The 23,486-nt window shown below is 67.7% G+C and carries 28 protein-coding genes and 1 tRNA gene; 13 read left to right on the plus strand and 16 right to left on the minus strand.

Annotation, left to right across the window (positions count from 1 at the left end; all coding sequences use genetic code 11):
- Positions 1-43 precede the first annotated feature (43 nt).
- On the minus strand, positions 44-919 hold the full coding sequence (locus tag ACSQ1L_RS01200) for an RcnB family protein (protein WP_435991155.1): 876 nt from the start codon (positions 917-919) through the stop codon (positions 44-46).
- Between the two features lie 167 nt (positions 920-1,086).
- Positions 1,087-1,698 (minus strand): RcnB family protein, encoded by a 612-nt coding sequence (locus ACSQ1L_RS01205; RefSeq protein ID WP_435991157.1) that lies wholly within the window; start codon positions 1,696-1,698, stop codon positions 1,087-1,089.
- Positions 1,699-2,071: 373 nt separating this feature from the next.
- On the opposite strand from ACSQ1L_RS01205, the gene ACSQ1L_RS01210 reads away from it, so the two are divergent.
- On the plus strand, positions 2,072-2,374 hold the full coding sequence (locus ACSQ1L_RS01210) for a sel1 repeat family protein (protein WP_435991159.1): 303 nt from the start codon (positions 2,072-2,074) through the stop codon (positions 2,372-2,374).
- Between the two features lie 59 nt (positions 2,375-2,433).
- On the opposite strand, the gene ACSQ1L_RS01215 is transcribed toward ACSQ1L_RS01210, so the two are convergent.
- Positions 2,434-3,522, minus strand: a complete 1,089-nt coding sequence (locus tag ACSQ1L_RS01215; protein WP_435991160.1) for a hypothetical protein — start codon at positions 3,520-3,522, stop codon at positions 2,434-2,436.
- A gap of 147 nt (positions 3,523-3,669) precedes the next feature.
- Here ACSQ1L_RS01215 and ACSQ1L_RS01220 point away from each other — a divergent pair, with 147 nt between their 5' ends.
- The gene (locus ACSQ1L_RS01220; RefSeq protein WP_435991162.1) at positions 3,670-4,746 is read left to right on the plus strand and encodes an SPASM domain-containing protein; all 1,077 of its coding nucleotides are present in this window, start codon (positions 3,670-3,672) and stop codon (positions 4,744-4,746) included.
- A gap of 53 nt (positions 4,747-4,799) precedes the next feature.
- Here ACSQ1L_RS01220 and ACSQ1L_RS01225 read toward each other — a convergent pair whose 3' ends face one another.
- Complete coding sequence (locus tag ACSQ1L_RS01225; RefSeq protein ID WP_435991164.1) at positions 4,800-5,558, minus strand: polysaccharide biosynthesis/export family protein; 759 nt, start codon at positions 5,556-5,558, stop codon at positions 4,800-4,802.
- Positions 5,559-5,681: 123 nt separating this feature from the next.
- Between ACSQ1L_RS01225 and ACSQ1L_RS01230 the strand changes: the two genes are divergently transcribed.
- Both ACSQ1L_RS01230 and ACSQ1L_RS01235 read left to right on the plus strand, forming a co-directional pair.
- Positions 5,682-7,124 (plus strand): GumC family protein, encoded by a 1,443-nt coding sequence (locus ACSQ1L_RS01230; RefSeq protein ID WP_435991166.1) that lies wholly within the window; start codon positions 5,682-5,684, stop codon positions 7,122-7,124.
- Positions 7,125-7,191: 67 nt separating this feature from the next.
- Positions 7,192-7,893 carry a hfsB gene (locus ACSQ1L_RS01235; RefSeq protein WP_435991168.1) on the plus strand — a complete coding sequence of 234 codons (702 nt, stop codon included), beginning with the start codon at positions 7,192-7,194 and terminating at the stop codon, positions 7,891-7,893.
- Here ACSQ1L_RS01235 and ACSQ1L_RS01240 read toward each other — a convergent pair.
- From ACSQ1L_RS01240 to ACSQ1L_RS01255, 4 genes are read right to left on the minus strand one after another with little or no spacing between them, the layout of a single operon-like run.
- Complete coding sequence (locus ACSQ1L_RS01240; protein ID WP_435991170.1) at positions 7,890-8,831, minus strand: glycosyltransferase family 2 protein; 942 nt, start codon at positions 8,829-8,831, stop codon at positions 7,890-7,892. The genes ACSQ1L_RS01235 and ACSQ1L_RS01240 overlap by 4 nt on opposite strands.
- Positions 8,831-9,769, minus strand: coding sequence for a glycosyltransferase family 2 protein (locus ACSQ1L_RS01245; protein WP_435991172.1), 939 nt, complete (start codon positions 9,767-9,769; stop codon positions 8,831-8,833). The genes ACSQ1L_RS01240 and ACSQ1L_RS01245 overlap by 1 nt, the downstream gene beginning before the upstream one ends.
- Positions 9,766-11,217 (minus strand): lipopolysaccharide biosynthesis protein, encoded by a 1,452-nt coding sequence (locus ACSQ1L_RS01250; protein WP_435991174.1) that lies wholly within the window; start codon positions 11,215-11,217, stop codon positions 9,766-9,768. Before ACSQ1L_RS01250 ends, ACSQ1L_RS01245 begins: the two co-directional genes overlap by 4 nt.
- 14 nt (positions 11,218-11,231) lie before the next feature.
- Positions 11,232-12,812 carry an exopolysaccharide biosynthesis polyprenyl glycosylphosphotransferase gene (locus ACSQ1L_RS01255; RefSeq protein WP_435991176.1) on the minus strand — a complete coding sequence of 527 codons (1,581 nt, stop codon included), beginning with the start codon at positions 12,810-12,812 and terminating at the stop codon, positions 11,232-11,234.
- Positions 12,813-12,947: 135 nt separating this feature from the next.
- Between ACSQ1L_RS01255 and ACSQ1L_RS01260 the strand changes: the two genes are divergently transcribed.
- The 9 genes from ACSQ1L_RS01260 to ACSQ1L_RS01300 all read left to right on the plus strand — a co-directional run bounded on the left by ACSQ1L_RS01260 (position 12,948) and on the right by ACSQ1L_RS01300 (position 18,123).
- A tRNA-Ser gene (locus tag ACSQ1L_RS01260) sits at positions 12,948-13,039 on the plus strand.
- Between the two features lie 156 nt (positions 13,040-13,195).
- Entirely contained in the window at positions 13,196-14,434 is a 1,239-nt protein-coding gene (locus ACSQ1L_RS01265) for a tyrosine-type recombinase/integrase (protein WP_435991178.1), read from the plus strand.
- A complete protein-coding gene (locus ACSQ1L_RS01270; protein WP_435991180.1) occupies positions 14,431-14,622 on the plus strand; it encodes a hypothetical protein in 192 nt (63 codons plus the stop codon). Before ACSQ1L_RS01265 ends, ACSQ1L_RS01270 begins: the two co-directional genes overlap by 4 nt.
- Positions 14,623-15,346: 724 nt before the next feature.
- Positions 15,347-15,793 carry a response regulator gene (locus ACSQ1L_RS01275; protein WP_435991182.1) on the plus strand — a complete coding sequence of 149 codons (447 nt, stop codon included), beginning with the start codon at positions 15,347-15,349 and terminating at the stop codon, positions 15,791-15,793.
- A gap of 78 nt (positions 15,794-15,871) precedes the next feature.
- Positions 15,872-16,147, plus strand: a complete 276-nt coding sequence (locus tag ACSQ1L_RS01280) for a hypothetical protein (RefSeq protein ID WP_435991184.1) — start codon at positions 15,872-15,874, stop codon at positions 16,145-16,147.
- Positions 16,140-16,961: an SOS response-associated peptidase gene (locus ACSQ1L_RS01285; protein WP_435991186.1), complete on the plus strand. Its 822-nt coding sequence runs from the start codon at positions 16,140-16,142 to the stop codon at positions 16,959-16,961. Before ACSQ1L_RS01280 ends, ACSQ1L_RS01285 begins: the two co-directional genes overlap by 8 nt.
- A gap of 49 nt (positions 16,962-17,010) precedes the next feature.
- Entirely contained in the window at positions 17,011-17,325 is a 315-nt protein-coding gene (locus ACSQ1L_RS01290) for a hypothetical protein (RefSeq protein WP_435991188.1), read from the plus strand.
- Entirely contained in the window at positions 17,282-17,881 is a 600-nt protein-coding gene (locus tag ACSQ1L_RS01295; RefSeq protein ID WP_435991190.1) for a hypothetical protein, read from the plus strand. Before ACSQ1L_RS01290 ends, ACSQ1L_RS01295 begins: the two co-directional genes overlap by 44 nt.
- An 8-nt stretch (positions 17,882-17,889) precedes the next feature.
- Positions 17,890-18,123: a hypothetical protein gene (locus ACSQ1L_RS01300; RefSeq protein WP_435991192.1), complete on the plus strand. Its 234-nt coding sequence runs from the start codon at positions 17,890-17,892 to the stop codon at positions 18,121-18,123.
- Between the two features lie 100 nt (positions 18,124-18,223).
- Here ACSQ1L_RS01300 and ACSQ1L_RS01305 read toward each other — a convergent pair whose 3' ends face one another.
- The 8 genes from ACSQ1L_RS01305 to ACSQ1L_RS01340 all read right to left on the minus strand — a co-directional run bounded on the left by ACSQ1L_RS01305 (position 18,224) and on the right by ACSQ1L_RS01340 (position 23,483).
- A complete protein-coding gene (locus ACSQ1L_RS01305) occupies positions 18,224-18,439 on the minus strand; it encodes a hypothetical protein (protein ID WP_435991194.1) in 216 nt (71 codons plus the stop codon).
- Positions 18,411-18,788: a hypothetical protein gene (locus tag ACSQ1L_RS01310; RefSeq protein WP_435991196.1), complete on the minus strand. Its 378-nt coding sequence runs from the start codon at positions 18,786-18,788 to the stop codon at positions 18,411-18,413. The genes ACSQ1L_RS01305 and ACSQ1L_RS01310 overlap by 29 nt, the downstream gene beginning before the upstream one ends.
- A complete protein-coding gene (locus tag ACSQ1L_RS01315) occupies positions 18,785-19,258 on the minus strand; it encodes a hypothetical protein (RefSeq protein WP_435991198.1) in 474 nt (157 codons plus the stop codon). The genes ACSQ1L_RS01310 and ACSQ1L_RS01315 overlap by 4 nt, the downstream gene beginning before the upstream one ends.
- On the minus strand, positions 19,255-19,836 hold the full coding sequence (locus tag ACSQ1L_RS01320; protein WP_435991200.1) for a glycoside hydrolase family 19 protein: 582 nt from the start codon (positions 19,834-19,836) through the stop codon (positions 19,255-19,257). Before ACSQ1L_RS01320 ends, ACSQ1L_RS01315 begins: the two co-directional genes overlap by 4 nt.
- A gap of 32 nt (positions 19,837-19,868) precedes the next feature.
- On the minus strand, positions 19,869-20,159 hold the full coding sequence (locus ACSQ1L_RS01325; protein ID WP_435991202.1) for a hypothetical protein: 291 nt from the start codon (positions 20,157-20,159) through the stop codon (positions 19,869-19,871).
- Positions 20,156-20,482 (minus strand): hypothetical protein, encoded by a 327-nt coding sequence (locus tag ACSQ1L_RS01330; protein ID WP_435991204.1) that lies wholly within the window; start codon positions 20,480-20,482, stop codon positions 20,156-20,158. Before ACSQ1L_RS01330 ends, ACSQ1L_RS01325 begins: the two co-directional genes overlap by 4 nt.
- A 62-nt stretch (positions 20,483-20,544) precedes the next feature.
- A complete protein-coding gene (locus ACSQ1L_RS01335; RefSeq protein ID WP_435991206.1) occupies positions 20,545-23,070 on the minus strand; it encodes a hypothetical protein in 2,526 nt (841 codons plus the stop codon).
- On the minus strand, positions 23,070-23,483 hold the full coding sequence (locus ACSQ1L_RS01340) for a hypothetical protein (protein ID WP_435991208.1): 414 nt from the start codon (positions 23,481-23,483) through the stop codon (positions 23,070-23,072). Before ACSQ1L_RS01340 ends, ACSQ1L_RS01335 begins: the two co-directional genes overlap by 1 nt.
- Positions 23,484-23,486 lie beyond the last annotated feature (3 nt).

Consider the following 23,486-nt stretch of genomic DNA (forward strand, 5'->3'; position numbering starts at 1 on the left):
CCGATCGGGGGATCGGCCGGCGTTCCTTCCGTACGCTGACGGCTTACCAGCGCCAGGCGTCGTAGATGACGTCGATGATGTAGCCGTCGTACTGGTCGATCAGGTAGATGTGGTTGTCGACCAGCACCCAGCGCGTGCCCTCGGGCGGATAGCCGAGGCCGTAGGTGCGCCAGTCGTCCAGCCGGTAGCGCCAGAAGATCGACGGCAGGTACTCGCCGACGCTCCAGCGCTGGTGCCAGTAGTTGCGCGGCACATTGTAGTAGCCGTAGCCCGGCGCAAAATAGAAGCCGACGCGAAGGCCGCTGTAGCCGCGCCAGCGCCGGTCGTTGCGCCACCAGTCGCGGCCGTGGCGCCGACTCCAGTCCTGCCGCCACCGGGCGCCGTCAAAGCGCTGGCGGAACTCGCGATACTCGCGCCGGTCCTGCCGGCGCTCCTGGCGATCCTCGCGCCGGTCCTGGCGGTTTTCGCGGCGATCTTCGCGACGCTCCTGCCGGTTCTCGCGCCGCTCCTCGCGGTTCTCGGGACGATTGGGCCGGTCCTCGCGCCGCTCCTGGCGGTTTTCGCGCCGGTCTTCGCGGCGATCCTGCCGGATTTCGGGCGCAGCGGGACGGCTGGGCCGCTCGGCGCGCCGCTCCTGGCGATCCTCGCGGCGATCCTGGCGGACGGCGGGGCGATCCGGTCGTTCGGCCCGGGGCTGGGGCGCCGGGGTTTCGCGCCGGACCGGCGGGGTTGGGCGTTCAGCCCGGGGCTGCGCCGCCGGACGCTCGGCCCGACGTTCGGCGCGGGCTTCGCGCCGCTGTTCGCGGGCTTCGGCGCGCGCTTCCCGGCTCGGGGCGTCCTGCGCCAGTGCGGTGAGCGGCGTGGCCGCGGGAACGACGAAGGCCGCGAGCGCCGCGGCGACCATCAGTGAGCGTTTCATTCTCGTTTCTTCCTGCACGCCCCTGTCAGACGGCTTGGAGACACCGTCGCGCTTGTCGCATGAACCGTGACTGAACGAATAATGGCGCCGCAACGCCGACGTTCGACATGGAAACGCCCCGCGAGCGAATGCCGCGGGGCGTTTCCTGACGATCACCCTGGGTCGGGCTAGAACACGTCGCTCAGCACGCTGGCGATCAGGCCCGTGGCGATGGCGATCATCACGATATCGTCGCCGGCGTGGACGTAGCGGTAGCCGCGCGGCGCCGGACCCAGACCGTAGACGTACGGGTCGCGCACATAATAACCGCGGTAGGAGGACGGCAGGTAGCCGCCGCGCCGCCAGCTGTAGCCGTAGTAGCGTGGCTCGACCCGGTAGTAGCCGTAGCTCGGCGCGTACCAGTAGCCGCTGCGGGATCCGCGATAGTCCCGGAAGTCGTCGCGGCCGCGCCACCAGTCGCGGTTGCTGCGATCCCATCGGCGGTCTTGACGGAAGTCGCGGCGATCCTCGCGGCGCTCCTGGCGGTATTCGCGACGGTCCTCGCGACGGTCCTGCCGGTATTCACGGCGGCTGTCGTATTCGCCCCGTCGCCAGTCGCGGCGGTCTTCGCGGCGCTCCTGCCGATGTTCGCGGCGATCTTCGCGGCGGTCCTGGCGATATTCGCGGCGATCCTCGCGGCGTTCACGGCGGTCGCCGCGGTTCTGGGCCTCGGCCGCCAGCGGGGCGGCGGTGGTCGCCAGCGCCAGGCCGATGATCGCGGCCTTCGTCAAGCGGTTCATTGGGTTCTCCATCCACACGGCGGGACGGAAGAGCGGCGCCGGCCCGTTAATCATGGTCCCAAGCTCCACCGCAGCCGATGAACTGCGCCTGAACGTCTCTGTCAGGTTCGGGGGCGAGGGCGGCGCAATCGGGCGACCACGACAGGCGCTCGGGCGGCTACCTTCCAAGCCGCGGAACATGTCTCGTTAGGCTGTGTGAATCGGGGATTGCCGAAATATTTCATAGGTCTGAACGGGCCGTGGAGTATTCATCCAACCTTTACTGAAAAGTCCGCAAGGGCCTGTTCGCTGTTAACTTTAACTTCAAACCGCGGGTATTTGATCGTGTTTCACAGGACGGGGCCAGAAAGGCTCCGGTTCGGGAGATACGGTGATGATCGCGCAAGAAACGGCGCCCACGACCAGGGAAGAGCAGGGCCTGCCCCTGCCGACCGCCGACATGAGCGGGGATGACCTGTTCCGTCTGGGCATGATGTATTCGAGCGGCCAGGGCGGTTGCCCGATGGATCGCGTGTCGGCCCACATGATCTTCAACCTGGCGGCCATGAAGGGCTCGATCGAGGCGCGCGTCTATCGCCGCGAGATGAGCCAGGAAATGGAGCAGGAAGAGATCGCCGAAGCCCAGAAGGCGGCCCGCCGCTGGATCGACGCCGGCGTAGTCTCCCTCGCGGCCTGAGGCGGCGGAGCGCAGGCAGGGGGCGGCCCAGAATGTAGTCCGTCCGGCTTGGCCGCTTTTCAGGGCGCGGCGCCTATCGGGGCGACGCATCGACTTTCCCCGCCAGACCTTTCGAGGGGCGGGGGCGCGCCGATCACCTCCGCCATGAACGCTTCCGGCGACCGCGGCCGGGGCGCGGGACGTTCGAGCGCCATGTCGACCGTCGGATCCCCTTCGCCGTCCCGCCACACCACCACCCCGCGCCGGTCGAATGTCGGGCTGTCGAGGATCGCCGTATTGTTGGTGATCAGTACGATTCCGAGACTGCGGGCCTCGATCGAGCGCATCGTGGCTCCGGTCTGTTTCGGGTGCGCGTAGTCGAGGGTGAACCGCGACTGGGCCAGCACCTGCGCATAGGCCTCGTAGTCCATCGGTGTGAAATGGATCTGTCGTCGCCACCTCCAGTAGAGCAGCGGGTGGCGTAGCGCGTTGAACGCAAAGCTCAGCACGTCCTTCTCGTAGAGATAGATCAGGGCGCCTTCCCGTCCCATCCGCGACAGCACCCGATCGACGAACACCAGACGATGCGAGTGATTTCTCAGGATCGCCGATACGCGATATCGAACGGGGGGGCGCGGGTCCGGGGGACGGGTGGCGGAAAACAACTCCACGACCGGCCAGCCGTTCGCCGCCGCGTCGCGGTAGTCGAACGTCGAGACACGGTCGACCTCGGAACCCCAGTGCGCGGACGCCGGCTCGTAGGCCAGCGAGTCATAATGATAGCCGACAATCCTGTCCGAGCATCGGCGCATGTCCGCCACCAGTTCGGGTCCGACGCCACGCCCCTTGATGATGACGACCAGATTGTAGTGGCGGCCGGACAGGAAGCGGCGGTTGACGACGCGGCGGGTCCAGCGTCGCCCTACGGCCAGATCCAGCTTGTTCAAGGCCTTGCCCAAAGGGTTTGCGGGATACTCGTCGTTGGCCAGCACGACGTTATAACCAAGGGCTTCAAGAGCGCGGCAGAATGCCTTGGGAAAGCTGTAGAAGGTCAGCGGCATAAGTAGCAGGCACGTCGGTCTGGCGCGGCCTTCCGTACCCGATGCCTCACCCACGCTCGCCACGACCACGGTTTCTCCCGACTTCGCGCAACTATGGAGATCGGACATAGGCCAGATATTCAGATGCGAGAATAGGTGCGGCCGACTCCCGCCGGACGTGCTGGAAATCGCCATCGGCGACTGTCATGACTAGCGACCCACGCTGTGGAGAGTCCGGTGCCCAGGTTGGCGACCGCAATGCAATTGCGCCGAAGGATGTCCTGGCTGCTCGGCAAGCCATCCGTTCTCGCGCTCTTCAATCTTGCGGCCAGCGGCGCCCGCTACGCGATGCACCACGACCGCGCCGCGCCGCTGCCCCCGATCGTCAAGATCGATATATCTCCGCTGTGCGCCCTGGCCTGTCCCGCTTGCCTCCATGCCGATCCGGCGGGGCGCAATCGGCCGCTGCTCGACCGTCAGTCCTTCAAGCCGTCAGACCGGATGGAATTGGCGCAATTCCAGAAAATCGTCAGCCAGATCAAGGGGCGGACACTGGCGGTGAGCCTCTATTATTACGGCGACCCCCTGATGCACCGGCAGTTCGCCCAGTTCGTGCGAACAGCGGCCGACGCGGGGCTGGCGACGCATGCCTCGACCCATCTCAGCTATAATCTGTCGGATGACCGGATCGGAGCGATCCTCGCCTCGGGGCTCACCCATCTTACTGTCGACGTCGATGGCGCGACCCAGGAAAGCTACGGAGCGACGCGGGTGCGGGGCCGCCTCGACCTCGTTCTCGACAACCTCCGGCGCCTGCTGGAGGAGCGGGACCGGCGGGGCCTTTCGGCTCCGTTGATCGAAGTGCAGCATCTGTCCTTCGCTCATCACCCGCCGGGCGAGGCCGACCGTGTCGAAGCGCTTGTACGCGCGCTCGGAGTCGATGCCTTCTCGACCTTTTCCGGCGCCTACCATGATGTTCACGGCGACCTGTACAACGCGGTGGACACCGACCTCGGCGCGGAGGAGCCCGGAGCTCCTCGTTCCCGGTCGCTCCTGCCCAGATGCCACTGGCCGTACAGCGGCGCAGTGATCAAGTACGATGGCGACGTCATCCCATGCTGCAAATGGCGGGAAGGCCAACAGTACAGCGAGGGAGGCGAGCCGCGGGCCTTGGGCAACGTCTTCGACACGCCGCTCGAGGATATCTGGAATGGACCCGCCTATCGGGCCGTTCGCCGCGAGGTCTCCAATCCCGCCCGGGTGACCAGCGCCGGACCAACGCACAGCTTCTGCGAGGGCTGCCCCAAGCTGTACGCAACGCCGGCGCCTCTCGGCGACTGGCAACCGGACTGAAGAACAGATCGACGAGCGACGGTCGGTCGCGGTCAGCCCGCTCGATCGCCGCCCTAGAAATTCTGATACTGCCCGCCGATGGCGTAGCTGAAGCCGATCGGCAGGGCGTTGCGGAACAGCGAGACGAAGTTGGCGACCTCGCCCAGGTTCGATCGCGGCACGAAGATGATGTCGCCGCGCCGGAGCGCCACCACCTCGCCGCGGCGGGGCCGCAGGTCGAGCGCCCGCATCATCCGCACGCCGCCGGGGCCACGCCGGATCAGCGCTACCTCGTCCTGACGCGCGGTGGGCAGGTAGCCGCCGGCCTGCACCACCGCCTGATAGGCGTCCAGATCCCCGGTCATCTCGATCACCCCCGGCGTCCGGACCTCGCCGTCGACCCAGACCCGGATCGGACCCGCCGTCTTCAGCGTGATCTCGACCACCGGGCGGCGCAGCTGGCTGGCGAAGGCGGCGGAGGCGTCGGCCTCGACCTCGGCGACCGTGCGGTCCGCCGCCATGATCTGCCCGACCAGCGGCAGCGAGATGCGGCCGTCGGGGCCTATCTTCTGCGTCCGCGTCAGCTCGACGGCCGTCGGCGTGGCGACCTCGATCTCGTCGCCGGGGTAGAGGACGTATTCCGGCTCCATCTCGGACCAGTCGGCGAATGCGACCTCGGGGAAGGCGGCGGAACCGACGGGGCGGACCCGGTCGTCACCCGACGCCATGGGCCGGGGCATGCGCGACCCATACTCCCCGCCGCCGCATCCCGAGACCAGCGCTCCGCCGACCCCGGCGAGGCCCAGAAGCAGCAGGCGGCGGTCGATGGACATGGCGGTTCGTTCCCGGAAAGCGTCGTCTGGAGTGAGGGTCGCCGCTTATGCGTAACCGATGGTTAACGCCGTTAGCTCAAGGCTGAGCGCGCCACCCTTGTTTGATGGAATCAGCCCGCCCGCATGCGTACGACGGCCTACACGACAGTCCGCCCGCGCTACGGCTTCGTCGATGTCGTCGGCCTGCTGTTCCGCGAGCTGTTGCTGATGATCATCGTCTTCCTGCTGGTGTTCGCGCTCGGCACGGCGGCGGTCCTGACCCTGAAGAAATCCTACACCGCCACGGCGAGCGTCTACGCCGGGGTCGGCCAGGAATACGTCTATCAGCCGCGCGTCGGGACCACCGAACGCGGCCAGCCGCTGGAAGCCGACGCCGTCGCCCAGTCGGAGGCGCAAATCCTCGGCAGCCTCGCGGTCAAGCAGAAGACGGTCGAGGCGCTCGGCCCAGACGCCATCCTCGGCCCCGGCGCCAAGGGCACGCCCGCCGAGAAGGCGTCCGCCGCGCTGAAGGCGCTGGACAGCGGCCTCGGCGTCGGCGTCACCGCCGGCAGCGCCATCATCTCGGCCTCCTATGCCGCCAACGATCCCGCGCGCGCCGCGACCATCCTGAACGGGATCATCGACCAGTATCTGATCCAGCGCCGCGCCGTATTCCGCGACCGGACGACACCGGCCATCGCCGCCCAGCGCGAGGCCTTCGAGGACGAACTGGCCCGGGCCGACGCGGCCTACAACGCCTTCATGACCTCCAACAATATCGGCGACTTCGCCACCGCCAAGGCGACGCTGGCGGCGAGCTACCAGGCCACCTACGCCGAGGCCCTGTCGCTTCGGGCCCAGCTGAACCAGGCCAGCCGCCGGCTGTCGACGCTGGAATCGCAACTGGCCCAGCAGCCGGCCGAGGTGGTGCTGCAGCAGGACCTGAACGTCTCGGCCCAGGACCAGATTCTGCAACTGCGTACGCAGCGCGAGGCGCTGTTGTCGCGCTACACGCCCGACGCCCAGCCGGTGAAGGACATCGAGCAGCAGATCACCGACCTTCAGGCCTATGTGGCCACGGGCACGACCGTCGGCGCCAAGGAGGTCCGCACCGGGCCCAGCACCATCTTCACCGCCATCGAGACCGCCCGCATCACCGCCGCCGCCGACCGCGACGGTCTCGCCGCCCGCCTGGCCATCGCCGAGGAGCAACTGTCCCGGCTGCGTTCGCGCCTGGCCGAGATGACGCGACTGGAATCGACCAACGCCAACCTGGCCGGCAACCGTGAGGTCCTGACCGCCAACATCCGCGAGTTCCAGCAGCGCGAGGTGCAGGCGCGGGCCGACAACGCCCTGGTCGCCGCCGGGGCCGACAACGTCACCGTCATCGAGCGCGCCGAGGCCCCGACGAAGGGTTCCAGCCTGAAGGCGCCGCTGCTGGCCGTGGTCTTCCTGTTCGCCGGCTTCACCGCCCTGTGCGTGGGCCTGCTGCGGGTGTTCACCCGGCGCGGCTATGTCACGCCCGCCTCGACGGGCCGGACGCTGGAGCTGCCCGTGCTGGCCGTCGCTCCGATGAAGGCGCACTGAATGCCTCTTCCGCGTCGCGTGACATGCTAGCTTGGGGGCCGTGGCCGGGGGGCGCGTAAACGATTCGATGGTCGATCTGACATCCGAAATGGCGGCCCTGTGGGCGGCGCTGGGTCCAGCGCCGGGCCATCGCGGCCGCGTGGTCCAGATCGCCGCCGCCAATTCGGGCGAAGGGGTTTCGACCGTGGCGCGCGAATACGCCCGCCTCGCCGCCGTCCGCGCCCGCCGCCCGGTCTGGCTGATCGACGCCGACCTGGCGCAGCAAGGTCAGCTGGAGGGGGTGGCCGCCGCGCCCGACCGCTTCGGCGCCCTCGGCAGGGCCGCGATGGCCACGCCCGACGGCTCCATCTTCTTCGCCGTCACGCCGCGGATCACCGATCGGGCGGGCAAGCCGGTGCACCCGGCCCGGTTGATGACGGCCCGGCCGTGCCTCGGCGGCCGGCTGTGGGTGACCCGGTTCGCGGCCGAGCACCTGCGCTCGGGTCAGCGGGCCGAGGCGCTCGCCGACCCCCGCTACTGGGACGTTCTGCGCAAGCACGCCGACACGGTGGTGATCGACAGCCCCGCCGCGGACCGCAACTCCATGGCCATCACGCTCGCGCCGTTCGTCGACGCCACCGTGCTGGTGGTCGCCGCCGAGAGCACGGAGGCGGGCGATCCGCTGATCCTGCGTGACGAGATAGAGGCGGCCGGCGGCAAGATCGCCGGCGTCGTGGTCAACCGCTCGACCTACAAGCCTCCATCCTTCCTGAAACGCCTGACGGGCTAGACCTTCACCGCCTCCAGCCGCGCCAGTTCGCGCGCGCCATAGAAGTGCGGTTCGAAGCCCTTCATCCAGAACAGTTTGCCGACGCCGCGGGCGGTGCGGTCGTATAGCTCCGCCCGCCTGGGGCTGCGGATCAGGGTGAAGAAGGCCGCGCCGGCCCCCCACACCACGGCCTGTCCCGCGCCGATGACCATCCAACGCAGCACCGCCGGCCAGTCACGGCTCGCCGCCGCCGTCTGGCTCGGCCCCTGTCCATAGGCGAAGGCGCGGGCGAGCGCGTATCTCAGCGTCGCCCGGTGTGCCGGCGCGAACTCCTCGACCATGGCCTCCGCCGCCCAGCCGAACTGACCGCCGCGGGCTCGAAGCGCCGCGAACAGGGCGTCGTCCTCACCGCCGGCCTGGTCCGACGCGGCGTCGAACGGCGCGGCGCCGGGCAGGGCGGTGGCCCGCAGCATCAGCGAGTTGCCACAGCCGAAGGGAGTCTCGATCAGACCCGTCCGCTCAGGGCCGTCGCGGCCGAAGAACCGCTCCAGATAGGGTTTCAACCAGGGCCTGGCTTCCGGCGCGCGGCCGGTGATGGGCCCGAACACGGCGTCCGCGCCCGTGGCTTCCTGCGCCTTCAGCAAGGCGGCCAGCCAGGCGGGCGCCGCCGCTTCGTCGTCATCGAGGAAGGCGATCAGCGGCGCCCGGGTCGCGGCCAGTCCGGCGTTGCGCGCGGTGGCCACGCCGGGTCGGCGCGCGTGCACATAGACCAGCGGCCATGGCGCGAACGGCCGCAGCGCCTCGACGCCTTCCCGGGCCGACCCGGCCGGATCGTTGTCGACGACGACGATCTCCGACACCCGGTCGCCGACGCGCTCCTGGGCGAACAGCGAGCGCAGGGCCCGCTCGAGACTGTCCGGCCGCCGCAGGGTCGGTACGATGATCGCCACGTCCGCCATCACACCGCCTCCGCATAGAGGGCGGCGCGATACAGGCGCAGCGAGAAGGCCCGCGCCGCCACCGGCAGCCAGCCCGCCTCCGCCGCTCCGCGCATCCCGCCGCGCAGCCACGACAGGCCGGGCAGGCGCTTGAGCAGCTTCGCCGCCTTGTAGCTCGGATAGGCCGCGACGATCTCGGGGTGGCGATGCGCCATGCGGGCGAAATTGGGCGCTGATTGCTCGTACTTGCCGGCCAGGGAGGCGACCGTGTCCAAGCCCATGTGGGTGGCGGCGTTGTCGAGGTGCACGACGCGGAACCGGCGCGACACGCGCATGGCCCACTCCACGTCCTCCCAGCCCCAGCCGGTGAATCCGGCGTCGAAGGCCTCGGCCTCGAACACATCGCGGCGGACCAGCAGGTTTGAGGTGTAGACGTATTTCTCGGGCTGCCTGGCCCGCTCGTCATAGGGCACGCACTCGGATTTCGCCGCCATCGCCCGGTGCACGGCGAAGCGGGCGTCGGTCGGAGCCTGCAGCAGCGAAAAGCCGCCGAACGCCACGGCCGGATCCTCGCGCGCCACCAGCTCGGCCCAGTCGCGCAGGAACCGTCGGTGATCCGGGCGCATGTCGCTGTCGAGGAACAGCAGGCTGCCGCCACGCGCGGCCGCCGCCAGCCGGTTGCGGCCGATCGAGCGACCCTCATTGGCGGGCAGGGTGATCAGCCGGGCGGGCAGGGCCATGCCCTTGATCTGCGTCGTCAGCCGCGCCGTCAGCGCCGCATCGCCGGTGCCGTCGTCGAGCACGATGACCTCGACCGCGCCGCCGACCGAGGCTGCCTCTTCGTCGAGCAGGGCCAGCAGGTCGCCGGGATCGTCGCGCAGGAAGGGGGTCAGGACCGACAGGGCCGGCCTGGCGGTCTTCCATGCGGCGTTGTCGATGACTTTCGCCCGCGCCTTCATGCCGTCGCCCTCCGGTCGCGAATCTGCCCCAGCAGCCGCATCGCTACGTCGCGCACGCCCGCCGCGTTCAGGGTCAGGGCCGCCGCCGCATAGACCGCCCCGCCGACCGAGGCGTCCAGCATCAGTTCGGCGAACCCGCCGATGGCCGGCAGCCGCGCCACCGCCAAGGCCATCGCCCCCGTCGCCACGCCGCAGCGGGCCAGGCTGTCCCATGGGATCGGCAGGGCCATGACCCGGCGTCCGATCACCTGCGTCGCCACGAGCCCGAGGCCGAAGCTCGCCGCCGTCGCCCAGGCCGCGCCCATCAGGCCGAAGCGGGGCACCAGCACCAGGTTCAGCACGACGTTCATCCCCGCCGGAATGGCCATGGCCGCCAGCAGATGTTTCGTCTTCTTCCCGAGCGTGAAGGCCTGTCCGAAATAATAGGCGGTCAGCCCGTAGAGCAGGGCCGACAGGGCGATCCACGGCGTCACGCTGGCCGCCGCGACCCGCAGCTCCTCGCCGATCAGCACCTCGGACAGCGGCCGCGCCACCAGCGCCACGCCCGCCGCCGCCGGCAGGCCGATCAGCAGGAAGGTCGACAGCTGCTCGCGGGCGGCGGCCTTCAGCCGGTCCAGCCCGCCGCGCTCCAAAGCCATGATCAACGCCGGCTGTCCCGCCGATCCCAGCCACAGGAACAGCACGTCCAGGGTCCGGTTGGCGATCGAATAGCCGGCGTGATAGGCGCCCACCGCCGCCTCGTCCATGAAGGCCGCCAGCAGGAACCGGTCGGTCGACGACAGGACCACGGTCAGCGCCAGCGACGCCGCGATGGGATAGCCGTACAGGGCGTAGCCGCGGACCCGGGCCCGCTCGAAGCCGCCGCCGCGCGCCTGCGCGAGCTCGCCCGGCAGCACGAAGGGGAGGGCGGCCAGCGGGGCCAGCCCGATGCCCAGCAGCGGCGCCGCGCCGCCCCATCCGGCGAGGGCGAAACCGACGCCAATGGCGAGGCCGCCGATGGTCACGGCGATGTCCAGTCCCGCCGCCTTGCCCACCTCGCCGGCGGCGCGGTAGCGCTCCTGGGCCAGCTTGACCAGGCTGCGAGCCGGCACCCCGGCCAGACCGGCCGCCAGCGCGATGCGGAACAGCGGATCGCCCGGCCAGATCCATATCGACAGGCCGGTGATCAAGAGGAAGAGGGCGCTCAGGGCGAAGGCCGTCCGGTAGAGCGAGGCGAAATGCCCCTGCGTCGCGGCGCCGGGCTCCTGCGCGGCCCAGAACCGCGCCATCGCCGCTTCCAGCCAGCTGAACACCGCCACATGCGCCAGAGTCATGACCGAGAAGGCGAGGGCGTAGCGGCCGAAGTCCTCGGGACTCAGCAGGCGCGTGAACAGCACGATCGCCAGGAAGCCGACCACCCCCTGGACGATGTTGGCCGGCAGATATCCCCAGACCCCCCGCCAGAACATTCAGGCGCTCCCGGTCATCGCACCGCGGCCCGGTCGCCGAGCAGGACCGGCACGGTGATGGCCATGATCCACAGATCCATCCACAGCGACTGACGCTCGACGTATTCGATGTCCAGCCGCACCCGGGTGCGCACGTCCTGGGCGGTATGCAGCGGCCCGCGCGACCCATTGACGGCCGCCCAGCCGGTCATGCCCGGCTTGATACGGTGGCGATGGGCGTATTCGGCGACGAGGCGTGCGCTCTCGACGTGGCCGGTCTTCATGCCGATGGCGTGCGGCCGGGGCCCGACCAGAGACATCTCGCCGGTGATCACGTTGAGCAGCTGCGGCAGTTCGTCGAGGCTGGTCTTGCGGATAAAGCGCCCGACCCGGGTAACCCGGTCGTCGTCGTGCGTCACCTGACGGCTGGCCGTCGCGTCGGCCGCCTCCTGCTTCATCGAGCGGAATTTCCACACCACGATCTCCTCGTGGTTGAAGCCGTGGCGACGCTGACGGAAGAAGATCGGCCCCGGGCTGTCGATGCGGATAACCAGCGCGATCAGCGCCATGACCGGGGCCAGCAAGACCAGGGCGATCAGGCCGATGACCATGTCCTGCAGCCGCTTGTTGAAGGCGCGGCGGTCGCGATCGACCGGCCCCTGCACGTCGGCGAGCGGCGCCGCCGCCAGCCGGTCCAGCGCCGACCGTGTCTCGGCCTCGCCGTTGGGCTCGACCAACAGGGTCACCTCGTTGGGCAGGGTCCGCAGCCGGGCGGTCAGCTCGCGCACCCGCGTCTCGGCCCTTGGATCGATGGCCAGCACCACCCGGTCGACATAGGGCGTCATCCTGTGGGTCAGCAGGTCGTCCGCCGTGCCCAGCACGGGAACGCCCTCGACGGCCCCGGGCGAGCGCGCCAGCCGGTCGTCGAAGATTCCCAGCACATTGAGGTCGCGCCGCTTCAGCGCGTCGCGGATCAACGCCTCGGCCCGCCGGGTCGCCCCGACCAGCACGATGTTCGGGGTCAGCGCGCCCGACGCCCGCCAGCGCCCCACCATGTCGCTCCAGCCCATGTGCAGGGCGTAGAGGCTGACCAGCACGAGCCCGCTCCACACCAGCCACGCCGACCACTGCGCATCGGCGCCCTGAAGGGCCCAGCCGGACGCCATGGCCGCGCCGGCGCCGGCCGCCACCACGCCGGCCACCGAGGCCAGATGCAGCGACGTCTTCTGCCCGCGCGCGAACCGGTAACGGCCCAACGACCGCATCAGCCCCAGCACCGTCAGCGCCCCGAGGCCGAACGGGGCCAACTGCGCCGCGTCGGCATGCAGCAGCGGTCCCGGCGTCGTGGCCCAGGCGCACAGCAGCGTTACGGCCGTCACGGTCAGTACGTCGAAAGCCCGGAAATAGTGGGCCGCCAGCCGCGAGGCGTGCCGCTCCCGCGCGTTCAGCCAGACCTCGGGCCGGAAGGGGCCGCGCCGCGGCGTCCCGGTGGTCCTCGCTTCGCCGCGCCGGCCGAGGGATGTCTCCGCCGCCATCCGCCGCAGCCCGGACGCGTCTTGTCCGCCGGCCGGAGCCGGATCGACGTCGAACGAAAGGCGGGTGACGGCGTCGGTCAATCTCGGCTCGCTTCGGCGGGTTCGCCGCCACCATGCACGGCCCCCCTCACTGCCACGTTAACGTTGGTCCGCCCCGGACCTCTCGCCAAGACCCGTTGCGCCCGCCCGCGCGCTCCGCTATCCACGCCGCCTGCCGGAGACGTGGCCGAGTGGCTGAAGGCAACGGTTTGCTAAATCGTCGTACCCTGTAAGGGGTACCGAGGGTTCGAATCCCTCCGTCTCCGCCAGATGCCCCTTCGCTGGGGTTCGCCACAGTCCACAGACAATCCAGCCAGAGCCCTGACAGCGGGCCTTTCCGTGCGCCACAGTTCGCACCGGTTCGCCGGAAGCCGACGCTCGATCTTAGGGCGGAACTTAGGGCGGGCTTAGGGTGGCGACCGATTATGACGTTGCTCTATGTTCTCCTTCCGTTCACGGAGGCCAGAGTGGCGCGAGCGATCAACAGACTGACCAGCCGGGGCGTCGCCGCCCTGCGCGAACCGGGGCTTCATGCCGACGGTCAGGGACTGTACGCGCGCATCGATCAGACTGGCGCCCGGCGATGGGTTTTCATCTTCCATCTGCAGGGCCGGCGCCGGGAAATGGGCCTCGGTTCTCTGGAGGATGTTGGCCTGGGGGAGGCGCGCAAGGCCGCCGACGATGCTCGGGTTTTGCTGCGCGACGGACTGGACCCGATAGCCAAGAGGAAGGCTGACGCCATACCCCCGGTCTCGCGTCTGTTCTCTGCCGTCGCGGCTGACCTGATGGACACGCTGGAGCCCAGCTGGCGATCCGAGAAGCAGCGGGGCCAGTGGGAGGCGTCCCTTCAACAGCATGCTCCGGCGATCTGGAATGCCGACGTCGCGACGGTCGACACCGAGATGGTGCTGGAAGCGCTCAAGCCGATCTGGTCAGCCAAGGCGGAGACAGCCACACGGGTCCGGTCGCGGATTGAACGAGTGCTGGACGCGGCCAAGGTCCGCGGTCTGAGGGCAGGGGAGAACCCGGCCCGCTGGAAGGGCCATCTGTCGGCGCTGCTCCCCAAGGCCGACCGGAACAAAGGCCACTTCGATGCGATGCCCTATGCGGAGGTGCCGGCGCTCATAACGCTACTTGCCGGCCGGCAGAGCATCTCGGCCTTGGCCCTTCGCTTCCTGATCCTGACCGCCAAGCGTTCGGGCGAAGTCCGCGGCGCCACATGGGATGAGATCAAGGGCGGCGTCTGGACCATTCCGGCCGAGCGGATGAAGGGCGGGCGCGAGCACCAGGAGCCGCTTTCCGCCGCGGCTCTGGCAGTGCTCGAGCGCATACCATCAGAGGCGCGCAAGGGGATCATCTTCGCCGGCTGGAACGGCCAGCTGAGCGACATGAGCCTGTCCAAGGTGCTCCGAACCAACGGCATCGAGGGGGCCACCGTCCACGGCTTTCGGTCATCGTTCCGGGACTGGGCCGGCGACTGCACAACCTACGCCCGGGAGACGATCGAAGAGGCTCTGTCCCACCAAATCGGAGACAAGGCCGAGCGGGCCTATCGGAGGTCGACCGCGCTGGAGAAGCGCCGGGCCCTGATGGCGGCCTGGGCCGATTTCTGCACTGGCGCCACCGGCCAGCTGATCAACTTCCCTGAGCGAGCACGCCCATGAGAGATGCCGAAAAAGCAGCCAGCCTGGCCCGACTTCTTGAGGGCCTGGAGCTCGACAGCGCAGACGGCCGGGCAGGGGTGATGGCGATCCTGCGGGAGATCGAAGCGGCCGCGCCGGGATCGGTTGAACGGATGTCGGCCAGCCTGCAGCTGCGTCGTCTCGGCCTGCGGACCTCTGTCGCCCACTGACCTATGCCCGAACGATTCTGGTTCCGGCCGTCGCAGGTAAACGACGGCGTCCGCGTATCTGCTCAATGCCAGCGATGTCGGCATATCAGCGGCCTCGATCTGGCGGCCTTGGGGGCTGCCGGCGATCTGCCCCTGCGCGACACAGAGCGGCGCCTTCGCTGCGCCAGCCGAGGCCTGAACGGACGTCAGCCGGTCTGCGGCGGCCGGGCAAAGCTCTACATCTACGCCCCCGTTGAGCGCGACGCTGACGGGATGCACGAGAGCATCCCCGTCCTGAAGCCAGGCACCTGAGATGGGCTCCCGCAATCGCGACCGCTTCACCGACGACGACTGGCGACAGGGTAGCCTGACCGTGCGGCAGGTTCTGTCGAACGGCTGGCCCGTCTATGCCGACTGCGATGTATGCGGTCTTCGGCTTAAGGCGGACCTGGAGCGCATCGCCCAGACGGCGGGGCCCCGATATTGCCTGTGGGGCGCGAAGCCCCGTTGCCGGCGGGTTGGGTGCATCGGTCGGGTCACCTTCTATCTGGACCCACCCGGGGCCCAGACGGTCATTGCGATGACGGCGAAGCGGTAGGAGGGAAGGTCTGCGCCCGGACCAGTTCCGAAAATGTGAGACCCGCCGCCCGAGCCGAACTGCTCGCAGCCACGTTTAACCTTGGTCGTATATGAGCCGTTCACACAGAGCTGTCTAAGGGCACCCGCACCTCACGAAGAAGCACTTATGAAACTGATCCCTGACCCGCTCGTCGACGCGGCTGTACTTATTGTTGACGACGACGACGATCTGCTCCGGGCGCTGGCTCGACGGTTCCATTTCGCGGGCTGTCGAGTGACTGTCGCTAAGGACGGCGAGGTAGCCCTCACCAAGTTCGACCAATCAACTCCCGCCGTTGTCGTGACGGATATCCTCATGCCCAATCGGGAAGGCTTGGAAACCATCATGAAGATGCGGGAGCGTTCACCCGCGGTGAAAATTCTCGCAATCTCTGGAGGCGGGCTGCTGGGCGCCGCTAGCGTTCTCGACCTCGCGCGCCGTTTGGGCGCGGACGCTGTGTTGGCCAAGCCCTTTCGGGCGGACCAGGTCCTCGAAGCGGTCCGAAAGCTGCTCGACGGGAGCGACGGAGGCCTTAACCGCCCCATGGAAACGTCTAGCCAAGACCGCTCCTAGCGAAATGCTGTTCAGCCTACCGCTCCTCGGGCCTCGTTGCTGACTCCACTTTCGCGAGGGCCTGTGTAGGGTCCTGTCATGATCCGAGCGCCCGAATTTCAGGACACCCCGACAGACCGCGAGGCGGTCTCCCTGTTGCTTCGCGCCGGCGGCCGTTCCGGTGTCGGGAGCGATGACCTCGCGGCCCTCAATGCGGCTTGGGATGAACTTGCGCCGCGGCTTGCGGTCATGGACGAAGAGGCCTTCGGGCGCTGGCTGGCCGATGTCGGCGAGGCGGAGGTTGCCGGCCCCGTACGCGAGCGGGCTTCCGATCTGACCAACCAGCTGATCGGATGGCGCGCCGGCGATGTGTAACCTCTACTCCCTGTCGAAGCATCAGGCCGGCATACGCGAGATGGTCCGGGCCATGACCTCCGACTTCGGCAACTTCCCCCCGCTGCCGGGGATATTCCCCGACTACTCGGCGCCGATCATCCGGACCAACGCTGCCGGCGACCGGGAATTGGCGATGGCTCGATGGGGCATGCCGAGTAGCCGCAAGGCCGTGATGGACGCGGCCACGAAGCGGGCAGACAAGCTGCGGGCCAAGGGCAAGGAAGTGGACTTCGCCGAACTGCTGCGCATGGAGCCGGACGGCGGAACGACCAATATCCGCCGGACCGAGAGCCGTCACTGGTTCCCATGGCTGGGCCCGGGGAACCGCTGCCTGGTTCCCTTCACCGCCTTCAACGAACCGGATCAGGTCGAGCGCGGGCCATCGGTATGGTTCGCCTTGGCCGCAGATCGGCCGCTGGCGTTCTTCGCTGGCGTCTGGACACCCCACGCCTGCGTCAGGAAGATCAGCAAGGGCTGGGAGGAGATGGAGACGTTCGGCTTTTTGACGACGGACGCCAACGCCGAGGTGCGCCAGTTCCACCCCAAGGCCATGCCGGTGACCCTTACGACGGAGGAAGAGCGCGACGTCTGGATGCGGGCTCCGTGGGACGAGGCGAAGGCGCTGCAGCGGCCGCTGCCGGACGGGGCCCTGACGATCGTCCAGCGCGGCGGCAAGCAAGACCCGCCCGACGAGGCTGAGGAGCGGGGTGGAATGCCCCTTCATCGCGGCCTGGCGCTGCCTTTAGGAACAATCTCGGGTAGGAACCGCTTAACCGACTCGCCAAAGGACTGAACCATGTTCTATCAGGGGGTCAGTATCGCCGCTGTGGGAGGGGGCCGATTTGACTACCGCTACCGTGGCGGAGCCCGGACACCTGTCCGTCGAGGCCAAAAGCAAGGCCGGCGAGATCAGAGTCGAAGGGACCGCCGACGTCTGGGACAAGCTGTTCTTGTGGTGGGAGCGGTGTTACCGCTTCACCTTGGAATGGGTCGCAGCAAACCCCATTCTCTTTGGCCTGATGGTGTTCGCGTTCACGGTCTGGAGATGGCAGGCACACTTGACCAAGGTCGAATTGGCCCGTCAAAAAGCAGAGTACGAACAGGCGCGCCAGAATGCGCGACCCCCCGCGCCTCAAAAAGGGCGCGCTCGGAAATGATGTGGAAGTCATGACGTTCGTCGACCTTATTCCTCTCGGCATTCTCTCAGGCCTCGTCGGCGCTGCTTTCGTCCAGCGCAGCGCCTCGCGCGCCGTTCAACGTTCACGTCTGGTTCTTGCCGAAAAGGGGGAACGATTCCTCGCGCGTATTGATGTGCCGGCTGGCCTGCGGGCTGATGTCGAGCGCAAGCTCGCGAACCCCTTCCCCTGCAACTGCTCCCTCATGTTCGTTGTGCTGCCGCTGCTCCCGTTCCTAGTATGGATCGATCTCGGCACCGGGAAGAACGATGAGCGCTTCGACGAGCTTCGCCATGCGGGGCACGAGGTCCGTGGCGCGTATCTCGAAATCCGGGCGCTGACCCGGAAAATCGGGCTCGCGAGCCACCCGATCATGTCTCCCATCGCTGAGCTTATCGTTTCCTTGTCGATCGTTATGGCTGTTCCGTTTCTGCTGCTCAGCAAGCGGTTCGATGAGAGCGCCCTTGACCGCGACAGTGCGAGCGAAGGCGTAGACGAGTACTGGTCGCACTTGCCCAAATTCGTACGGACGACCTAGCAAATCACGTGACCGACGAGGAAGGTGCGCCGCTCCATCCGCTGATCGGCTTCACCGCCGGCATCGTCGACGGCGCCGTAGCCCTGGAGCTGGAGATCGCCACCGACCGCGAAGACTACGAGAAGCGCGAAGGATCTGTCGTCGCGACGGTCATGACGCCGGCCGCGGCTATCGAGATCGGCAAGGCGCTGATCGAGCGCGGAGAACTCGCGTTGCGGCCGGCGAGTGTCCAGCCCTCCTGACAGCAGAAAGGCCCCCGCCGCCGACGCGACGAGGGGCCTCGAACGCCTCAAAGGGCGCTGGATGGGTGCAATATGGGTGCGAAATCGCACCCTTCCCGGTCTAGCCAGGCAGTAATCGTCGATACCAAGGCCGGTCGAGGTGCGCCCTGATCTGTGCGTCCCTCGCCTCGCAGCCGTTGATGATCGCGAAGCCGGTCGCCTTGTCGTCGTTCGCCTTGTTCAGCTGGCCCGTCTCCGCCACGGCGTATGTCTGGGCGTCGAGCGCCGGGTCGCCGCTATTGCCGATCTCAGCGTGAGGCGTCGGGGTCAGCAGCACTCCCCGCGCCAACTCCGAGCAGCCGGTCACAGCCGGGACGGTGCTGCATGAGGCAGACGCGATGACGGAACACGCGATCGCGGTCAGCAGGGTCGGCTTGGCGAATGGCATCTTGAGCCTCCTTCACTTGGGCGTCTGTGGCGTCGGCGCGTTGCCCGAGTTCGCCGATCTGGGTGATGGCCTCGACGGCTGAGGTGGTGCGGCCGTCGGCGAGCGCGGCGTCGCCCTTGGCCTGCTTCAGGTCATCCCCCCGGGTGCACCGGCCGATGACGAACACGGCCAGGATCAGCAGCAGGACGACGGCCCCAAGGATGGCCCAGCGGGATGGGTCGAAGATGCGGAAGTTCATACGAGCGCTCCGATGAAGTAGCCGAACCAGTATGGGTGATCGCACTCCACCATCCGCGATGGCGTCAGGTGCTTGCCGTTCGAGGGGTGCGGGTCCCAGACGATTTCATGGTCGCGGGCAACGCAGACGTGGCCGTGGCCGGAACGGCTATTGCCGCCGATGATCCAGTGGACGCCGGGGCTGTAATAGGCGATCTCGGCCAGCACCTCGGCCAACGTCCATTCACCGTTGATCCGGCGCATGAGAAGCCGCTGACCGCGCGTCGCCAGCCAGTCCACAATCGGATCGCCGGGGCGCCATTCGTGCTGCTCGCCGTTGTTGTAGCGTTCCCACGACTCGCGGTCGGGGTAGCGATGCGGAACCTCGGTGATCGGCACGTCGAGGATGCTGGCGACGCCAGCCCGGAAACAGTCGCCGTACTGTCCACGCGCTTCGTCGTGGTTCACGATCAGCTGGCGCTGGGGCGTCAAAGGATGATCCCCTTGGCTTTCGCGGTCTGGACCTTTCGGTCTTCAAGGCCATTGGTCCCACCGTTGATCGCCTTGGTGATGGCCAGCAGATCGTCTCGGTCTGCTCGCTCGTTCAGGGCCCGGCTGTCCCAGTAGATGCAGGCGCAGAGTAGGCCGACGGACGGGAAGGCGACGATCTCCGGGTGCGCCTCGAGGTCTATGCCGATCTGCCGACCGAAACGGCGATAATTCGTGCGGCCGGTCAGCTGGATCGGGCCCCGGCCCTTGTACCGCTTCCCGTCACCCGGCTGGGTGTTGCCGAGGTTGAGCCGGCCCTCGTAGGCCGCGCCGCTGGCGATCTCCTCCATGTACCGGAAGGAGCCGCTCTCATGGGCGCACTGCCCCATGAAGTGAGCGAGACGCAATCCACTGTCGAGGATCCCGTAGGTGCGGAAGTGGACGTTGGCCGCCATGCCGAGCTCCCCAGCGATGGAAGGGCTGGCGCCGAACCTAGCGAAGAGGGCTCGTAGCGTGTTCGGGCCGATGTCGCCGTCCACTGCGACAGCCAGGTTCGTTTGCAGTCGACGGGCGTCGAGCATGGGGCCTCCGGATTGTCAGGGGTGGTGGACGCCTAGGCGTCAGGCTTCGCGGGCGAAGCGGCGGCGGCTTCGATCGCCTTGTTCGCCATGTCCTGCTGGCCGGCGTTCACGACCTTGGCGAAGTAGAAGCCGAGGATCAGCAGCATGCCGTCCTTGAACAGGCCCGCCATGGTCATCACGGCGTCGCGGAAGTCCGGCGGGATGTGAGGTCCGACGAGGGCGATCATCGGGGTGAACAGCAGACAGCCGGCCAGGAAGCCGAGCGCCAACAGGGTGGTGGTCTGCGGAAGGGGTGGGATGCGGATCACGATGGGCCAGGTCATCTAAGCTCTCCCCCGACACCGATGCGGTCGGTAGCGATATTGGCCAGTTGCCGGTGAGCGCCCTCCATCTCGCGAGCGAGCTTCTCAAGCGCCTTGGTGGTGTGTTTCTGTTCGGCGCCCATCTCAGCAACGGTGATAAGCAACGCGGTTTGGTCGCCGATCTTCTTCTCGATCTTCGAGTCCTGTTCCGTCAGGCGCTTTTCAGCGGAGGTCATGCGCTGGGCCAGCTTGCCGCCGAAGAAGGCCACAACCCCGGTCTGGACCAGAATGGCCAGTCCGAGCGAGAGCCACGGAAGCATGTTGATCTCGTCGCCTGCTGACATGGCGGCTCCTGAAGCTGGAAACAGGGCGAGAGGTTGGATCCGGTCGGTGCCCGAGGCCGGCGCTACCAGACGTCGACGATGCTGCCCGCGACCACGCCGACCTTGCTGACGGCCGCGAAGTCGAGCTCGCCGTCCGCGGCCAGGCCCCATTGCCCGGAGGCCGAGGCCGCATTCTCGATGTACGACTGGTGGATCGATCGGGTGGTGGCGATCACGCCGACATTGCCGTTCAGGATATCGCGCCACGTCCAGCCGTAGATCGCGTCTCCTGGCTGGGCGAGCGCGACGGTGCTGGCGCCCGTGCGCTTAACGAAGCGACCCTTCGGGATGGTCACACCGCTGCCGTTCGTCATCCGGGCTTGCGGGGTGCAGGGCGCGATGTATTCGCTCTGGATGTCGACCTCGCTCACCGGATGGGTCGTGATCGAAGCGTTGATGGCGGCGATGATCGTCGTGTTCGCCACCGCCGTCAGGTTCGTGTTGAAGACGTGCGACTGCGCTCCGATGGTCAGGGTTTTGCTGACGCTGGAACAATCGCCCAGCCTCGCGCCGAGACTGCGGATGGTTCCGGTCTTGATCCACTGATCGCCTCGGCCCAGCTCGTCGACGACGCCGAAGATGAGCGCAGCGGCGTCGCCCGAGGGGGTCTGGCCCGCCGTGGTCTGGAGCACGGGTTGGGTCTGGTCGTCGCTGAAGTAGATCGGCGCGTCATGGCGGCCGACCGCATTCCAGACGTAACGGTCGGCGGCTCTCGCCGGCGCATCGGCGTCCGCGATGTTGCAGCCGATCCGGATGGACCGGAAACCGCAGCCGACTAGGTTCGCGGTATTAATCGGCCCCTCAGCGATGGAGTAGAGGTCCAGGCCCAGAATGTTGGGCGAAGACGCCCCCATAAACAGCACCGAGGCGCCGTAGAGGCTCGCCCGCGAGGTGGGAACGACAGCCCGGATGCCGCTGTTGTGGATGCCGATCGCCGCGGCCGTCGCTGCCGGGTTCAGGTTGACGGCCGAGAGGCCGTTGATGATCCACTCCTCCCAGGAGGAGATGCCCCCGCCCAAGACCTGCGTCGTGCTGCCCTCCGGGTTCTCCAACGACAACCCGTCAATGAGCTTGCGCCGGCGGGCGAACTGCCCGGCGTCGCGAACCGACTGTTGGGACTCGTCCATATGGAGGGCGTATTTCAGCGGCGAGCCGGACTTGATCTTCACGTTCCTGAGCTTGTGCGTCCCGATGGCGTCGATGGCGCCGGAGGTGGCAGGCGCGAGACACTTCAGGGTGGCCCCCGGTACGCCGTCGAGCTCGACGAAGTCGGCCAGCTTAGTTTTGTCGCCAGATACGAGGTATTCCGCCTCGTCGGTCAGGAAGATGCGGACCCGACGTTGATAGCTGGCGGCATCACTGACGGGCAGCCCGTTGACGTTCGTATCGGCCAAGGCGCTGGAGTAGATTGCGGCCTGGGCGGCATCGACAGTGGTGTACGCCTGACCGACGCCCACCTTGACGACGGTTTCCGCGCGGTGATCGCTGAGGTAATCGCCCTGCCGATCCGCCGTGAAGATGTTGTCCTGGTGGATGACGGCTGTGGTCGCGCCGATGTTGGAGAGGACGTCTGTGATGCCCGTCAGGTCCAACCGGATATGCGCCGTCGCTGATCGTTTATCGGCGCTCGCCACTTGGAAGTCTGTCAGGACGATCCATTCCGGCAGGGCGGCGACGAACTCGGCAACGGTCGCGCCGTCCGCCGACGATCGAGTGTCCGAACAGATGACCTTGCCCAGGACGTTATCTCGCACCTCAAGGCGCAGACGCTTCTTCAGGCCGTTGACGTCAATCACGACAGTGGGGAGGGAGATTTCATTCCCCTCAATCGTGTTGAAGACGAAAATCTCCCGGACCCGGAGACGAAGGGCGTCCGTCAGCACGGTCCCATCGGCGAAGGGTTTCAGCGCGCCTGGCGCGAGCAGAGCCTTGGTGCGGATCACCTCCCCGATGTCGTTCTCAAGGATCGGGCTGATCTGCGAGCGGTCGGCGTAGAGCCCGCCCTGCGCGTAGGTGTACGTGCTGGTGTATGTGCCGAAGGTGGCGCCGGTCCCGAAGTCCACAAGCGCCCGGCCGACGATCGTACCCGCAGGCACCCCGAGCGAGGTGTCGAGGGTGTAGAGGTTGATCCAGACCAGACCCGTCCAGGTCCCGACGTTCATCGGAAGGTAGGTGCCGTTCCCCTGTTCGCGCAGGATCGGCGTGTAGGTGCTGACGCCGTCATAGCTGGCGTAGCGCAGACGGAACCGACCGCCGCTGGTCGCATCGCGGGCGATCTCGCGCACCTGGAAGTTCGCCGGCAGGGTGATCGCCACCCCATTGAGCGAGTCGTAGATCTCGGTCCGCAGAACCTTGAGGAGCGGACTGCTCGCCATCGGCAACGTCCGATAGGGGTAGACATTGGCGACCGAGGAGACGGCGATGTCGCGGGCGTTTTCGGCGGCTGTCTTGGCGGCGTCGGCGGCCGTGACCAGCGGAGCCAGCAGGTCCGAGCCTTCGATCGTGACGACGGTCCGGCCGTCAACGACCTGAACGATGGTGTCGGCCATTACTGCGTGCTCCCGGCTCGGATCGTGAAGGGCCCCTCGAGGAGCCGGGTCTTGGGCAGGCCGGTCGCAGTGACGTGGATGTCCCAAACCAGCTCGACATCGCTTCCGGCCTTACGGTTCGGAACCCCGGCGGCCACCGTGAAGGGCAAGACCCCCTCGATGGTCACTTCGTTGATGCGCATCTCAATCGTCGACGTCGGGATGCCGTCCGTAGTCGCGACGGTGACCGAGATGCCCTCGGCCGGGGAGACCGAGTTGGCCAGCGAGATCAGCGGGGCGCCGGGCGCGTCACGGTAGAGCCGCATCTGGGCGGCGAACGTCCCCCCTGTGAGGTCGTAGCCGACCAGGTCGATGGTGTGCTTGAACGCCTGCCAGCGCAGGGCCACGAGCGGCCGCGTTCCTGTTTGGATCATTGA

Source organism: Brevundimonas sp. LjRoot202 (assembly GCF_964253355.1).
GTDB lineage: Bacteria > Pseudomonadota > Alphaproteobacteria > Caulobacterales > Caulobacteraceae > Brevundimonas.